Raw genomic sequence first — 15,441 nt, 5'->3', positions numbered from 1 at the left:
CCGAGATTCGTCGACCCGCGGTTCGTCCACCCGACGTTCGCTGACGCCGACCCGGCGGTCGACTCGTACACCGTGGTGGAGGCTCGCCCGTGATTCCGCCCAGTTCCCGTTCCACCGTGCCCAGCCCCGGACGGCTCGGTCTCGTCGAGGCGTCGGCCCCGGCGAACCTGTCGCTGCTGGGCTGGACCGACGAGGACAGCACCGAGCTGCTGTGGTCGCTGTCGCGCTCGCCCGACGCCGATCTCGCGCTGCGCACCCTCGCGCGCCTCGCCGAGGATCTCGGTGACAACTGGTCCGACCTCGACGCCCGCCTGCGCACCGACAAGAGTCTGCGCGGCCGCATGTTCGCTCTCGCCGGATCGTCCAGCGCTCTCGGTGACCACCTGGTGTCCGAGCCGGAGAAGTGGCGCCTGCTCACCACCTGCACGGAGTCGTTGCCCACGGCCGACGAGCTGCGCGACTCGATGCTCGCGAGCGTCGGTGCCGTCGCGGAGACGGGCGACGACGCCCTCGGTCAGGTGTTCCGGGCCGAGCTGACCGGACCCAAGGCCATCATCGCGCTGCGTACGGCGTACCGCGACCACCTCATGATCCTGGCCGCCGCCGATCTCGCGGCGACCGTGGAGAACGAGCCCGTCGTGCCCTACGAGGTGGTCGGTCGTCAGCTGTCCGATCTCGCGGACGCGGCGCTCACCGCGGCACTGTCGGTGGCCGTCACCGTCACGTTCCCCGACGGGCCCTGCTCGGTCCGACTCGCGGTCATCGCGATGGGCAAGTGCGGTGCGCAGGAACTGAACTACGTGAGCGACGTCGATGTCGTCTTCGTCGCCGAACCCTCCAACTCCCTCGCCACCCGCATGGCCGGCGAGATGATGCGCATCGGCTCGTCCGCCTTCTTCGAGGTCGACGCCGCACTGCGTCCCGAGGGCAAGCAGGGCGAACTGGTCCGCACTCTCGACTCGCACCTGGCGTACTACCAGCGGTGGGCGAAGACCTGGGAGTTCCAGGCGTTGCTCAAGGCGCGCGCCATGACCGGTGACGCCGAGCTGGGCCAGGCCTACGTCGACGCGGTGACGCCGATGGTGTGGGTGGCCAGTGAGCGCGAGGACTTCGTCCCCGAGGTGCAGGCGATGCGCCGCCGCGTCGAGGAGATGGTGCCGGCCGAGCTGCGCGAGCGCGAGATCAAGCTGGGGCGCGGCAGCCTGCGTGACGTCGAGTTCGCCGTCCAGCTGCTGCAACTCGTGCACGGACGAGCCGACGACTCCCTCCATGAACGCGGTACCGTCGCCGCGCTGTCCGCTCTCGCCACCGGCGGCTACATCGGGCGTGACGACGCGGCCAACCTCACCGCGTCCTACGAGTTCCTCCGCCTCATCGAGCACCGGCTGCAGCTGCAGAAGCTGCAGCGCACGCACCTCCTGCCGCCGGACGACGACGACGAGGCGATGCGCTGGCTCGCCCGCGCCGCCCACATGCGTCCCGACGGCAACCACGACGCGACCGGCGTTCTGCGCCAGGAGATCCGTCGCAACGCGCAGCGGATCCGGCGGTTGCACGCTCGGCTGTTCTATCGCCCTCTGCTCGAATCGGTGGCCCGGCTGGACAGCGACTCGCTGCGCCTCAGTTCGGATTCCGCGATCCGGCAGCTCTCGGCGCTCGGCTACTCGGCTCCACAGAACGCGCTCGGACACCTGAGCGCACTCGTCGGCATGGGTGCGCGCAAGGGTCGCATCCAGTCCCTGCTGCTGCCGACGCTGCTCGAATGGCTGGGCGACACACCGGATCCCGACGCGGGCCTGCTGGCCTACCGACGGCTGTCCGAGGAGGTCGCCGAGCAGTCCTGGTTCCTGCGGCTGGTCCGCGACGAGGGCCCGGTGGCGCAGCGCCTGATGCAGGTGCTCGGGTCGTCGGAGTACCTGCGCGGTGTGTTGGTCAACGCGCCGGAGGTCATCCGGCTCTTCGCCGACGGATCGACCGGCCCCAAACTGCTCGACGTCGATCCCACCGAGACGTACGGCGCCATCCTGAAGTCCTCTGCGCGCTACGACGATCCGGTACGCGCGGTCGCGGCGGCGCGGTCCCTGCGTCGCTACGAACTGGCGCGGGTCGCCTCGGCGGACATCCTCGGACTGCTCGAGGTCCCCGAGGTGTGCCGGGCGCTGTCCTCGGTGTGGGCAGCGGTCATCAACGCCGCCCTGGACGCGGCGGTCCGTGCGTCCGTCGCCGAGCGCGGCGGCACCGCTCCCGCGTCGATCGCCATCATCGGCATGGGTCGACTCGGTGGTGGTGAACTGGGCTACGGGTCCGACGCCGACGTGTTGTTCGTGTGCGAGCCGGCCGAGGGCGCCGACGACAGCGACGCCGTCAAGTGGGCCAACGCCATCGCCGATCGTGTCCGCAAGCTCCTGGGTTCGCCGAGCCAGGACCCGCCGCTGGAGGTGGACACCGGACTTCGTCCCGAGGGGCGCAACGGGCCTGTCGTGCGCACACTCTCGGCCTACGACGCGTACTACTCGCAGTGGGCGCAGCCGTGGGAGGTGCAGGCCCTGCTCCGCGCCCACCAGGTCGCCGGCGATCAGGACCTGGGAATCCGGTTCCTGCTCATGGCCGACCGCATCCGGTACCCCGAGGGCGGAGTCTCCGAGGACGCCGTCCGCGAGATCCGGCGCATCAAGGCCCGGGTCGACGCGGAGCGACTGCCCAAGGGAGCCGACCCGAAGACGCACACCAAGCTGGGGCGCGGGGGACTGGCCGACGTCGAGTGGACCGTGCAGTTGCTGCAACTGCGTCACGCCCACCGCATTCCGGCGCTGCACAACACGTCGACCCTGGAGTGCCTCGACGCGATCGGCGCCGCGGAGCTCATGAGCCCTGGCGACGTCGACCTCCTGCGCCAGGCGTGGCTCACGGCCACGAAGGCCCGTAACGCGCTGGTCCTGGTGCGCGGCAAGCCGACCGATCAGTTGCCGGCTCCCGGCAAGGTGCTGTCGGCCGTCGCGCAGGTGGCCGGCTGGCCCAGTGGCGACGCGGGGGAGTTCCTCGACAACTACCTGCGCGTCACCCGTCGGGCCAAGGCCGTGGTGGAACGCGCGTTCGGTTCCTGACCCGTACCGGTTCTGCACAGAGAACGACCCCGCTCGGCCGACTGTGCCGGGCGGGGTCGTCTTCTGTGCAGTATGTGTACCTCGGTGTCAGTCGGCCCCGGCGGTGACGAAACCCTGCTGCACCATCCAGTCACGCGCCACCTCGGCGGGTTCCCGGCCGTCGACGTCGACCTGCTTGTTCAGCTCGGTGATGGCGTCGATGGTGAGCGCCGCGGACACCGGTGCGGTGATCTCCGCGATCTCCGGGTAGCGGTCGGCGATCTCCTGACGCAAGTTCACCGTCGCGTTGTAGCGCGGGAAGAACAGCTTGTCGTCCTCGACGACCACCAGGTCGAGACCCTTGATGCGGCCGTCGGTGGTGAACACCTCGCCGAACTTGCACTGCGAGCCGTCCGCCGTCGCCTGGTAGATGATGCCCGTCTGCAGGATCTGGCGGTTCACCGCGTTCGCGTCGAAGCCGTACGCCGCCGCCATGCCGGGGAAACCGTCCTGGCGGGAGTTGAACTCGGTCTCCACGCACACCGCCGCGGCGGCGGGATCACGCTGCACCAGGGCGGCGTAGTCGGACAGCGTCTTCACGCCGGTCTCCTGCGCCGTCTGCTGGTTCATCGCGAGTGCGTACGTGTTGTCCATCGGCGCCGGGTTGACCCAGACGATGCCGTTCGCCTTGTCCGCGTCGCGCACCGCGTCGTACTGCTCTGTCGCGTCGGGAATGGGAGTCTCGTTGCCGAGGTAGTTGATCCAGCCGGTGCCGGTGTACTCGTAGGTGACGTCGACCTGGCCGCTGATCATGGCCTGCCGCGTGCTGTTGGATCCCGAGATGTTGGTCAGGTCGCGGACGTTCGCCCCCGCCGCCTCGAGCGCGAACTCCAGGATGTAGCCGAGGATGATCTGCTCGGTGAAGTCCTTGGAACCGACGGTGAGCTCGGCGCCTTCGAGACCCGGCTGCGCCGTGATGCTTCCGGGTTCGACGGCCAGGGGCACCGCGCTGCCGGACTGCAGCCCGCAGCTGGTGAGGGCGAGGGTGGAGACCGCGCACAGTGCGATCAGGGTACGGCGCATCAGCGCAGTCCTTTCGGTCCGAGGAAGGCCTCGGCGAGAGCGCCCAACCAGTCGACGAGCAACGCCAACGCCACCGCGAGCACGGCGCCCACGACGAGGATGAGCGGCTGATTGAGCTTGTACCCTGTGTCGATGAGCACGCCGAGGCCGCCGGCGCCGACGAGGAAGCTCAGCGTGGCGGTACCGACCGCCAGCACGAGAGAGGTGCGCAGGCCGGCGAGGATGTACGGCACCGCGAGTGGGAACTCGATGCGCCACAGGATGCCGGAGCCCGACATGCCCTGTCCGCGTGCGGCATCGATGTAACTGGCGTCCACCTGCTGGAACCCCAGCATGGTGTTCCGCAGCACCGGCAGCAGCGAGTAGAACGCGATGGGCAGGACACCGACCCAGAACCCGGTGCTGCCGGTTGCCAGGAACAACAGCACCAGCAGGCCGACGGCAGGGGCAGCCTGGCCGATGTTCGCGATACCGATGAAGACGGGAGCGAGCCGTCGATAGCCGTTGCGAGTGAGGATGATTCCGAGGGGCACCGCGATCAGCACGACGAGTGCCGTCACGACGAACGTGATCAGGACGTGCTCGAGAACGCGCTGGGAGATCGTGGCGACGTTGATCGTCGCCGCCTGCGTCGCCGTGAGATCACGCGTGAGGGCGTAGACCAGCGTGACCACCACGAGGACGAGAACCAGTGCGGGCTGGACGACCAGACGGATCCGTTCGGCTCGCCGCGCTGCCCTGGCCGCGGACTTCGCATCGCCCTCTGCGTCGGCGGGATCGTCGACGACGGACGCCTCGACCGACGCCGTCACGACGACGCGCCCGAGACGGACGCCGCGCCCGCGTCGACCACGTCGTCGTGGTCGTGCGCGTGCTGCGAACGGATGGTCTTGATGGTGTCGATCAGTGCCTCGATGGTGACGGTGCCGACGTACTCGCCGCGCTTGCCCGTCACGGTCGCCGTCGCGTTGCCCTCGGCGAGCAGGGCCTCGAGCGCGTCCTGCAGCGTGGACTGGATCGACACGAGCTCACCGATCGGCACACCGACGTCGCGGAGGCTGCCCACGCCGGCGAGGTGACGACGGTCGGTCCACCGGATGGGCCGCTTGCGGGAGTCGAGGATGAGGCCCCACGCCTCCGGATCGGTGCCGAGCGCCCGGTTCATCGTCTCGACCGGCTCGTCCTCACCGAAGGCGGGAACATCGCTGAGCTCGATGTCGCGCACACGCATGAGGGTGAGCTGCTTGAGAGCCGCACCGGCGCCGACGAAGCCGGCCACCGTCTCGTCGGCGGGATTGGCCAGCACGGCCTCGGGGGTGTCGTACTGCAGGATGCGGGACTGGTTGCCCAGGACGGCGATCCGGTCGCCCAGCTTGACGGCCTCGTCGAAGTCGTGTGTCACGAAGACGATGGTCTTGCCCAGCTCGGCCTGCAGGCGCATCAGCTCGTCCTGCAGGAGGCCGCGGGTGATGGGGTCGACGGCACCGAACGGCTCGTCCATCAACAGCACCGGGGGGTCGGCCGCCAGAGCGCGGGCCACACCCACGCGCTGCTGCTGCCCACCGGAGAGCTGGCGCGGGTAGCGCTCGCGGTACTGGCCCGGATCGAGTCCGACCAGATCGAGCATCTCGTCGGTGCGGTCGGAGATCTTCTTCTTGTTCCACCCGATGAGCCCGGGGACCATGCCGACGTTCTGCGCGATCGTCATGTGCGGGAACAGGCCGGCCTGCTGGATCGAGTAGCCGATGGTGCGTCGCAGCTCGTTCGGATCGATGGACAGCGCGTCCTTGCCGCCGATCGTGATCCGGCCGGACGTGGGCTCGATGAGGCGGTTGATCATCCGCATCGTCGTCGTCTTGCCGCAGCCCGACGGTCCCACCAACACGACGACCTCACCCGCGGGGATGGTGAGCGACACGTGGTCGACCGCGGCGGCCTTCTGGTTGGGGTAGGACTTCGTCACGTCCTCGAGGACGATCTCTGCTCCGGTGGTGGTGCGAGTCGTGTCAGTCACGGATACCCCTCGAGGTGGTGAGTTTGCCGATCAGGACGTAGATCCCGTCGAGGATCAGCGCCAGGATGACGATCAGGACGGTGCCGGTGAGGGCCTGGGGAACTGCGGTGGGGCTGCCGACGCGGGCGAGGCCGGAGAACAGGAGATTGCCGAGGCCGGGGCCCTTGGCGTACGCGGCGATGGCGAGAATGCCCATCGCCATCTGGGTGCTGACGCGCATCCCGGTGAGAATCGACGGCCAGGCGAGAGGAATCTCGATGCGACGCAACACGGTGGCTCGGCTCATGCCGATACCGCGTGCCGCATCGCTGACCGCCGGATTCACCGCGTCGAGTCCGACCACCGTGTTCCGGATGATCGGCAGCAACGAGTACAGCACCAGCGCGGTGACGGTCGGCTTGACGCCGAGACCGAGAATGGGAATCAGCAGTCCCAGCAGCGCGAACGACGGGATGGTGAGCACCGTGCTCGCGAGAGCGGTGGCGACGGCGGAGCCGGCGGGACTGCGGTAGACGAGAACTCCGATGGCGACACCCAGGATGGTCGCGATGACGACACACTGGACGACGGCGGAGACGTGAAGATAGGAATCGATCGCGAGCTGCCTTCGGCGGCCGACGATGAAGTCCCACAGAGCATCCATCAGGTGCAGATCCTTCGCTCGGCAACAGGAGAGACGCGACTGTGGTGGTGCCACGACGTCCGGCGGCCGGGTGGATCGTCACCCGGAACACAGCGGACATTCGTGTCTACCCCGAAAGTGCGGAGTTCAATCCAGCTTTCGGTCGAGTCGTGTCCGCATCGTTCCCGAATCGTCCCGGAAACGACGCGAGCCCGCGCCGGACAGGGTCCGGAGCGGGCTCGACGTGGTGGAGCGTGACTCAGCAGTCGTAGTACAGCTGGAACTCGTACGGATGCGGACGCAGGTTCACGGGCGCGATCTCGTTCTCACGCTTGAGCGAGATCCAGGTCTCGATCAGGTCGGTGGTGAAGACGCCACCGGCGGTGAGGTACTCGTGGTCGGCCTCGAGGCGGTCGATCACGGCAGGCAGCGACGTGGGTGCCTGCGGGATGTTCTTCGCTTCCTCCGGCGGGAGCTCGTAGAGGTCCTTGTCGACGGGAGCGAGCGGCTCGATCTTGTTCTTGATGCCGTCCAGGCCGGCCATCATCTGCGCGGCGAACGACAGGTACGGGTTACCGGACGCGTCGGGTGCGCGGAACTCGAGGCGCTTGGCCTTCGGGTTGTTGCCCGTGGTGGGGATACGGACGGCGGCGGAACGGTTACGGCCCGAGTACACCAGGTTGATGGGGGCTTCGTAGCCCGGCACCAGGCGGTGGTACGAGTTGATCGTCGGGTTCGTGAACGCGAGCAGCGACGGGGCGTGGTGCAGGATGCCGCCGATGTAGTGACGTGCGAGGTCCGACAGACCCGCGTAGCCCTTCTCGTCGTAGAAGAGCGGCTTGCCGTCCTTCCACAGCGACTGGTGCACGTGCATGCCCGAGCCGTTGTCACCGAAGAGCGGCTTCGGCATGAAGGTGGCGGACTTGCCGTGCTGCCAGCAGGTGTTCTTGACGATGTACTTGAACAGCTGCAGGTCGTCGGCCGCGCGCAGCATGGTGTTGAACTTGTAGTTGATCTCCTGCTGACCGCCGGTTCCGACCTCGTGGTGTCCACGCTCGAGTTCGAAGCCCGCGTTCTGCAGGTTGGTGGAGATGGCGTCGCGGATGTCGACGTAGTGGTCGTACGGCGCGACGGGGAAGTAGCCACCCTTGGGGCGGACCTTGTAGCCGAGGTTCGGCGAGCCGTCGGCCTCGGTCTCGGCGCCGGTGTTCCAGGCGCCGGAGCTCGAGTCGAGCTCGTAGAACGCGCCGTTCATCTGCGAGTCGTAGCGGACCGAGTCGAAGATGTAGAACTCGGCCTCGGGACCGAAGAACGCGGTGTCGGCGATGCCGGTGCTGGCGAGGTACTCCTCGGCCTTGCGCGCGACGTTGCGGGGGTCGCGGCTGTAGGACTCGCGGGTGTACGGATCGTGGACGAAGAAGTCCATGTTCAGCGTCTTGGCGTGACGGAACGGGTCGATCTGAGCGGTGCCGTAGTCGGGCAGCAGCATCATGTCCGACTCGTGGATCGACTGGAAGCCACGCACGGACGAGCCATCGAACGCGAGACCGTCTTCGAGGGTGTCCTTGGTGAACGCCTTCGCCGCGATCGAGAAGTGCTGCTGGATACCCGGGAGATCGGTGAAACGGATGTCGACGTACTCGACGCTCTCATCCGCTATGTACTTGATGACCTCTTCGGCCGTGGTGAAATCCACGCTGGAACTCCTTCTTGTCGAGTGCTGGTCCGCGACGTCTGTGTGAGTGCGGCAGCTGCGCCACGCCGACGGTAGGGAAGTGGTGTTGCCTCACCGTCAAGACCGTGTTTCGTCGGTGTTACGCGTCCCGTCGTCGCAGCTGGTGGCCGGTGGGAAGACCCTCCCGCCGGGGCGACACCTATCCTGGAGCAATGGCCCCGCACTCACACCAGTATGGAGAACACTCATGGCACGGATGACCGGATCGTGGCTCTCGGGCCCCGCCGCCGCGCTGCCCGACGGTGACCACGAGCAGCAGGCCTACCAGGGCGAGTACCTGGGACTTCCCAAGGTGGGGCCGGGTTCGCTCGCGCCGACACCGAGGCGTGTCGCGGCGTTGGCCATCGACTGGCTGATGTCGATGGGTGTGTCCGCGCTGTTCCTCGGCGGCAGTGTCGCCGGGGGCAACCTGTCGACCCTGACCCTGGGAGTGTGGTTCCTGCTCGGATTCGTGTCCGTGAGCTTGTTCTCCTTCACGCCCGGTCAGTTCTGCATGGGCATGCAGGTGGCGCGCATCGACGCTCCGGGCCGCGTGGGAGTCGTGCGCGCGCTGGTGCGTCAGGTCTTCATCGCCTTCGTGGTGCCCGCCGTCATCACCGACATCGACAGCCGCGGCATGCACGACCGCGCGACGGGCACCGCACTCCTCATGTCCCGGTAGTGGGGCCGGAGGCCACTAGCGACGCTTGATGGTGCGCTGCACACCCTTCATCTTCGCGCCGCCCGGCATCGGTCCCTTGGGGAGTGCCGGGCCACCGCGCGCGCCCAGCGCCGAGAGCCGTGACTCGATGGTCTCCATGCGCCTGCTATCGATGTTCTTCGGCAGCTTGGTCAGGTACTTCTGCAGCTGCGAGAGCGGCACCTGGCCCTCGTCGTTGCCGACGACGACGTCGTAGATCGGGGTGTCGCCGACGAGGCGTGCGGTCTTCTTCTTCTCCTGCGCCAGCAGTGCCTTCACGCGCTGCGGTGCGCCCTCGGCAACCAGGATGACGCCGGGACGACCGATGACGCGGTGCACGGCGTCCAGCTGCGTGGTGCCGGCGATGGCGGTCTTGACACGCCACCCGCCCTGCAGGTTGTCCAGTGCCCACGCGGCGGCGCCGGCCTGGCCCTCGGCCTTGCCGTACACCGACTTCTGCACGCGGCGACCGAAGATCACGAACGCGATGAGCACACCGATGAGGAGCCCGAACGGCAGCAGGAGCCACTCGATCCCGAAGATCAGCCCGATCAGGAAGAACAGCACCGCCATACCGACGACCGATCCGATCATCAGCGGCAGGAGGAGCTTGTCCTCCTTGCGCTGCATCTGGAAGGCCTGCCACAACTGGGAGCGCCGTTCCTTCGAGGCCTGCTTGCGTGCTGCCTTCGCCGCGGCCTTCGCCTCTTTCGAGGCCTTGCCCTTGCCTGCTGTACCGCCGTTCGCCATGGCTCCCAGGATAGGCGCAGACGCAGCGCGGCCCGCCATCCGGTAGGACGGCGGGCCGCGTGGTGTCGCTTGGGGTGTGGGGTCAGCGGGCTGCCAGGCGCGCCATCAGCGAGCTGGCTTCCTGGGACGCCTCGCCGCCGTGCTCGAGGTGGGACATGTTCTCGGAGATCGCACGGCCGTGGTGAGCCATGGCCTGCGCGTAGAGGCGACCCGCGCGGTACGAGGAGCGGACCAGGGGACCGGCGAGGACGCCGGCGTAGCCCATGGCCTCGGCGGCCTTGGAGTGCTCGACGAACTCCTCCGGCTTGGCCCACCGGTCGACCGGATGGTGCCGCGGCGACGGGCGCAGGTACTGGGTGATGGTGAGGATGTCGCAGCCGGCGTCGTGCAGGTCCTGCATCGCTTGCGTGACTTCCTCGTAGGTCTCGCCCATGCCCAGGATCAGGTTCGACTTGGTCACCAGGCCGGCGCCGCGCGCCGCGGTGATGACGTCGAGGCTGCGCTGGTAGCGGAACGCGGGACGGATGCGCTTGAAGATGCGCGGCACCGTCTCCACGTTGTGCGCGAGCACCTCGGGGCGCGAGGAGAAGACCTCGGCCAGTTGGTCGGGGTCGGCGTTGAAGTCGGGGATCAGCAGCTCGACACCGGTGTTGGGGTTGAGGCGCTTGATCTCACGGACGGTCTCGGCGTACAGCCAGGCGCCGCCGTCCTCGAGATCGTCGCGGGCGACACCCGTGATGGTGGAGTAGCGCAGACCCATCGCCTGCACCGACTCGGCCACGCGGCGCGGCTCGTCCCGATCGAGGTCGGCAGGTTTGCCGGTGTCGATCTGGCAGAAGTCGCAGCGACGGGTGCACTGCTCACCGCCGATGAGGAACGTGGCTTCGCGGTCTTCCCAGCATTCGTAGATGTTGGGACACCCGGCCTCTTCGCACACCGTGTGCAGTCCCTCGCGCTTGACGAGTCCCTTGAGTTCGGAGTACTCGGGGCCCATCTTCGCGCGGGTCTTGATCCACGACGGTTTGCGTTCGATCGGGGTCTCCGCGTTTCGGATCTCGAGGCGGAGAAGCTTGCGTCCGTTCGGAGCTTGTGCAGGAGAGTTCTCGGGTGCGACGGTCACCGCATCGATGCTACTCGCGGGGGGTCATCCGCCGAAGTTCACCGTGGTGAAGCGTGGCGTGGGTGCGACGGGCGTTCTGTCGAGATCGTGCACCGCCAACGGCAGGGCACCGTCGAGTGCGTCCAGGATGCGCTGCGTGACCGCCGGAGTGACCTCGTCGACGGTCACGTCGCGGCCGAGTTCGTCCGACAGTGTGGTGACGCCGGCGTCCGCGATACCGCACGGAACGATGGTGCCGAAGCCCTCCAGGGACGCATTGCAGTTCAGGGCGAAGCCGTGCAGAGCCACACCCCGCTGCACGCGGACCCCGATGGCAGCCACCTTGCGTTCGGGCTGCCATCTCGGACCAGGATTTCGGGCTCCGCGCACCTCGCCGGCCGCGAGCCAGACGCCGGAACGGCCGTCGATACGCCCGACCTCGAGGCCCAGATCGGTGCACACGGCGATGAGTGCCTCCTCGATCAGCCGGACGTACCGAACGACGTCGACGGGCTCCGCGAGCCGCACGATGGGATAGCCGACCAGCTGCCCGGGACCGTGCCAGGTGATCTTGCCGCCACGGTCGACGTCGATGACGGGGGTGCCGTCGCGCGGCCGATCCTCGGGAGCCGTACGCCGACCCGCGGTGAAGACGGCGGGATGCTCGAGAAGCAGCAACTCGTCGGCGCCGACGTTCTCGGCACGACGGCCGGCGACCTCGCGCTGGATCTCGAGAGCGTCGAGGTAGTCGATCGTGCCGAGCGAACGCACGAGCATCGGCCGGGAGTCGGCGCGGGCGGAGCGGGTGATCATGACATCGAAGAGTACGCCGCCGGGTCAGCCGACGGTGTCCGCGAGCGCCTCTCCGATGGTGTTGTGCTCGAACGTGAACCCGTGCTTCTCGAGCACCGCGGGGATGGCTCGCGGATTGTGCAGGATGGCCTCGTTCGCGAACTCGCCGATGATCGCGGAGATCGCGAACCCGGGCACCATCCACGGTGCCGGGCGATGCACCGCTCGCGACATGGCGCTGTTGAACTGGGCGTTGGTCACCGGTGCGGGCCCCTGGAGGTTGACCGGTCCGGTGATGTCCTGATTCTCCAGGGTGAAGACGATCGCCCGGACCTCGTCCGTCAGCGAGATCCACGGGAAGTACTGGCGGCCGCTGCCGAGCCGACCGCCCAGCGCGAAGAGGTACAGCGGGCGGAGCTTGCCCATCATGCCGCCGTGCCGGGACAGGACGGCAGCGCTGCGCAGGAACACCACCCGGACGCCGTTCGAGGCCGCGAAGGACGTGGCGTCCTCCCAGTCGCGACACACCTCGGCGAGGAAGCCCGTACCGACCGGCGCCGTCTCGTCGACCACGGTGTCGCCGGTGTCACCGTAGAAGTTGATGCCGCTGGCGTTGACGAGCGTCGGCACCTTCGCCTCGACGACGGCGCGGGAGATCACCTCTGTGGGGACGATGCGACTGTCGCGGACGGCCTGCTTGTACGCGCCGGTCCACCGCTTGTCACCGATCCCGACGCCGCACAGGTTCACCACGGCGTCGGCGCCCTTCAGTGCCTCCGGGTCGAGCGATCCGGCGGTGGGATCCCAGCCGATCTCGTCCGGTCCCGCGGGTGCACGGCGGACGAGGCGGAAGACGTCGTGCCCTCCGCTGCGCAACGCCGCCACGAGCGACGTGCCGATGAGTCCGGACGAACCTGCGATGACGATGCGCACGAGTGACTGCCTCCTGGGACGGCGACGGGGGCACCCACTGCACGGTGTGCAGCGAGTGCCCCCTCGTTCGACAGGTCACAGATTCCCGGAGGTCGGGGCTGCGAAGTGTCGGGGACTTCCGAGATTACCGAAGAAGCGTCAGAGGCCGAGGTCGGCTTCGAACGCGCCCTCCTCGAGGCGGTGCTTGATGGTGGTCAGGAAGCGACCCGCATCGGCGCCGTCGACGAGACGGTGGTCGTAGGTGAGCGGCAGGAACGCCATGGAGCGGACACCGATGGACTCGCTGCCCGAGGCGTCGGTCACCACGACCGGGCGCTTGACGATGGCCCCGGTGCCCAACATGGCGGCCTGCGGCGGAACCAGGATCGGCGTGTCGAACAGGGCGCCCTGGCTGCCGATGTTGGTGATGGTGAACGTGCCACCGGACAGCTCGTCCGGCTTGAGGCCGTTCGACCGTGCCCGTGCCGCGATGTCCGCGATGGCGCGTGCGATGCCGGCCAGCGACAGGTCGCCCGCGTTGTGGATGACGGGGGAGAGGAGGCCCTGCTCGGTGTCCACCGCGATGCCCAGGTGCTCGGCGTCGTGGTACGTGATCTCCTTCTTCTCCTCGTCGATGCTCGCGTTCACGTTGGGGTGAACCTTGAGCGCCTCGACGACGGCCTTCGCGAAGAACGGCAGGAACGTCAGGTTGACGCCCTCGCGCTCCTTGAACGTGGCCTTGGCGCGGGTGCGCAGTGCTGCCACCTTGGTCAGGTCGACCTCGAACACCTGCGTGAGCTGCGCCGACGTCTGCAGCGACTCGCGGGTCTTCTTGGCGGTGATCTGCCGGATGCGGTTGATCTTCTGCGTCGAACCGCGCAGGTGCGCGAGTTCGGGCCGCACGCCGGCAGTGGACGGTGCCGAGGGCTTGGCGGACGCGGCGGGAGCTGCGGCAGCCGGAGCAGCCTTCTCCTCGGCCGGCGCCTTCTTCGCCTCTGCGGCGGCGAGGACGTCCTGCTTGCGGATGCGCCCACCCACGCCGGTTCCCGACACGGAGTTCAGGTCGACGTCGTTCTCCTGCGCGAGCTTGCGCACGAGCGGCGTGACGTACGGGCTGGAACCGCCGGCGTTCGAGCCGCCGGCCGGCGCCTCGGACTCCGATTTCGAGGAGTTCTCGGACTTGCTCTCGGACTTCGGCTCCGGCGTGTAGACCTCGCCGGCGGGCTCGGGGTCGGCCTGCTTGGCGGGCCTCTCGGCGGGCTTCGCCTCCGCCTCGGGCTCCGGCTTCTTCTCCGGCTCGGGCTTCTTCTCGGGCTCCGGCTCGGGCGCGGGCGCGGGCTCCTTCTTCGCGGGAGCACCGGAACCGATGACGGCGAGCTGGCCGCCGACCTCGACGGTGTCGTCCTCCTCGGCGCTGATCTCGAGCAGGGTGCCGGCGACCGGGGACGGGATCTCGGTGTCGACCTTGTCGGTGGAGACCTCGAGGAGCGGCTCGTCCACGGCGACCTCGTCGCCGACGGCCTTGAGCCACCGGGTGACGGTGCCCTCCGTGACGGACTCGCCCAGTTCGGGCATCGTGACGGGAGTGCCGTCGCCGCCACCGGTGGAACCGCTGCTCGCACCGCCGTCGTCGTCGCTGTCGGGTGCGGGCGCGTCGGCCTCGCTCTCGCCCTCGACGGACGCCTGCTCGGCGGCGTCGGACGGGCCTGCGTCGGCTTCGTCGCTGCTCGAGTCGTCGCTGCTCGAGTCGTCGCCGTCGGACGGCGCCTCGTCCGCGTCACCGATGACACCGAGCTCACCGCCGATCTCGACGGTGTCGTCCTCCTGCGCGACGATCTTGGTCAGGACACCCGCTGCCGGAGACGGAATCTCCGTGTCCACCTTGTCGGTGGAGACTTCGAGCAAGGGTTCGTCGACTTCGACCGTGTCCCCCTCCTGTTTCAGCCACCGTGTGACAGTCCCCTCGGTGACGCTTTCACCGAGAGCTGGCATCTGGACGGAGAAGGTCATGTCTGTTGACTCCTCGACAAGTTGTAGTACGGGTGTAGCGGCTCGTGGTCGCTAGCGGGTGTGGTGTCTAGCCGGTCGCGGTACGTGGACCATTGTGGCCGCGTCGCACCGTTCTCGCGGCGAGTTGTGCCGGTAACGGGTGACGCGCACCGTGAGATGGTTCACGCGATGCCCGATCATCCTGTCACTTCGTGAGACGGTTCGCGCTCGGTGGGGTCGGCGTGCCGTCCGGATGATGGTGTGGACCGGATTGAGTGCATTTCGTGCACGCGAGAGTCGCGTGCACTGCTCGGCGGATGGAGGAGACACCGTGGGACTGTTCGACAGATTCAAGCGCCCGAGTCGATCCCGAGGCGGAGCGTCGTCGTCCGACAGAGCGCATCTCGCCGACTGGACGGCCGCCCGCATCGGCGTCGAGGCCTACGTCGAACCGGAGACGACGGTCACTCCGATCACCGTGGTGCTGGTCGCGAACGACGGTGAGTGGACCCGCCGCGCGGTGGGCGGCGAGAAGGGCGCGCGCAAGCTGGGAGAGGACCTGAAGATCCCGGTCTACGACGTGCGCAAGACCGGGTATCCGCAGCGGATGCGGGACCACGACGCCCGACAGAAGATCATCCGGAGGCGCGAGCAGGGAGCCTGAGCTCCCCGCTCGCGCGAGC

General features: G+C 68.2%; 13 protein-coding genes. 3 read left to right on the top strand and 10 right to left on the bottom strand.

The features are described from left to right. Window positions 1-89: 89 nt before the first annotated feature. Window positions 90-3,104, top strand: coding sequence for a bifunctional [glutamine synthetase] adenylyltransferase/[glutamine synthetase]-adenylyl-L-tyrosine phosphorylase (locus tag QRN16_RS07930; RefSeq protein ID WP_056445676.1), 3,015 nt, complete (start codon window positions 90-92; stop codon window positions 3,102-3,104). Between the two features lie 87 nt (window positions 3,105-3,191). On the opposite strand, the gene QRN16_RS07925 is transcribed toward QRN16_RS07930, so the two are convergent. The 5 genes from QRN16_RS07925 to glnA form a co-directional block, all read right to left on the bottom strand. After that, window positions 3,192-4,166, bottom strand: a complete 975-nt coding sequence (locus QRN16_RS07925; protein WP_027505791.1) for a glycine betaine ABC transporter substrate-binding protein — start codon at window positions 4,164-4,166, stop codon at window positions 3,192-3,194. Further along, on the bottom strand, window positions 4,166-4,978 hold the full coding sequence (locus QRN16_RS07920) for an ABC transporter permease (protein ID WP_027505792.1): 813 nt from the start codon (window positions 4,976-4,978) through the stop codon (window positions 4,166-4,168). The genes QRN16_RS07925 and QRN16_RS07920 overlap by 1 nt, the downstream gene beginning before the upstream one ends. Further along, window positions 4,975-6,180 carry an ABC transporter ATP-binding protein gene (locus tag QRN16_RS07915; RefSeq protein WP_056445669.1) on the bottom strand — a complete coding sequence of 402 codons (1,206 nt, stop codon included), beginning with the start codon at window positions 6,178-6,180 and terminating at the stop codon, window positions 4,975-4,977. Before QRN16_RS07915 ends, QRN16_RS07920 begins: the two co-directional genes overlap by 4 nt. Continuing rightward, complete coding sequence (locus tag QRN16_RS07910) at window positions 6,173-6,823, bottom strand: ABC transporter permease (RefSeq protein ID WP_027505793.1); 651 nt, start codon at window positions 6,821-6,823, stop codon at window positions 6,173-6,175. Before QRN16_RS07910 ends, QRN16_RS07915 begins: the two co-directional genes overlap by 8 nt. Window positions 6,824-7,061: 238 nt before the next feature. Then, complete coding sequence (gene glnA / locus QRN16_RS07905; protein WP_027505794.1) at window positions 7,062-8,498, bottom strand: type I glutamate--ammonia ligase; 1,437 nt, start codon at window positions 8,496-8,498, stop codon at window positions 7,062-7,064. Window positions 8,499-8,724: 226 nt separating this feature from the next. Between glnA and QRN16_RS07900 the strand changes: the two genes are divergently transcribed. Next, on the top strand, window positions 8,725-9,198 hold the full coding sequence (locus QRN16_RS07900; RefSeq protein ID WP_027505795.1) for an RDD family protein: 474 nt from the start codon (window positions 8,725-8,727) through the stop codon (window positions 9,196-9,198). A gap of 15 nt (window positions 9,199-9,213) precedes the next feature. Here QRN16_RS07900 and QRN16_RS07895 read toward each other — a convergent pair whose 3' ends face one another. The 5 genes from QRN16_RS07895 to sucB form a co-directional block, all read right to left on the bottom strand. Beyond that, window positions 9,214-9,966: a DUF4191 domain-containing protein gene (locus tag QRN16_RS07895; protein ID WP_285185528.1), complete on the bottom strand. Its 753-nt coding sequence runs from the start codon at window positions 9,964-9,966 to the stop codon at window positions 9,214-9,216. 82 nt (window positions 9,967-10,048) lie between these two features. After that, the gene (gene lipA / locus QRN16_RS07890; protein ID WP_285185526.1) at window positions 10,049-11,086 is read right to left on the bottom strand and encodes a lipoyl synthase; all 1,038 of its coding nucleotides are present in this window, start codon (window positions 11,084-11,086) and stop codon (window positions 10,049-10,051) included. Window positions 11,087-11,110: 24 nt separating this feature from the next. Continuing rightward, window positions 11,111-11,878, bottom strand: coding sequence for a lipoyl(octanoyl) transferase LipB (lipB, locus tag QRN16_RS07885; RefSeq protein ID WP_285185524.1), 768 nt, complete (start codon window positions 11,876-11,878; stop codon window positions 11,111-11,113). A gap of 24 nt (window positions 11,879-11,902) precedes the next feature. Beyond that, complete coding sequence (locus QRN16_RS07880) at window positions 11,903-12,790, bottom strand: TIGR01777 family oxidoreductase (protein WP_056445658.1); 888 nt, start codon at window positions 12,788-12,790, stop codon at window positions 11,903-11,905. A gap of 138 nt (window positions 12,791-12,928) precedes the next feature. Beyond that, window positions 12,929-14,779: a 2-oxoglutarate dehydrogenase, E2 component, dihydrolipoamide succinyltransferase gene (sucB, locus tag QRN16_RS07875; RefSeq protein WP_285185521.1), complete on the bottom strand. Its 1,851-nt coding sequence runs from the start codon at window positions 14,777-14,779 to the stop codon at window positions 12,929-12,931. 310 nt (window positions 14,780-15,089) lie between these two features. On the opposite strand from sucB, the gene QRN16_RS07870 reads away from it, so the two are divergent. Then, the gene (locus tag QRN16_RS07870) at window positions 15,090-15,422 is read left to right on the top strand and encodes a hypothetical protein (protein WP_027505801.1); all 333 of its coding nucleotides are present in this window, start codon (window positions 15,090-15,092) and stop codon (window positions 15,420-15,422) included. The last annotated feature ends 19 nt before the right edge of the window (window positions 15,423-15,441 follow it).

The sequence above is a fragment of the Rhodococcus sp. MEB041 genome (assembly GCF_030208955.1).
Lineage (GTDB): Bacteria > Actinomycetota > Actinomycetes > Mycobacteriales > Mycobacteriaceae > Rhodococcoides.
This window is presented reverse-complemented; position numbering and strand designations above follow the sequence as displayed.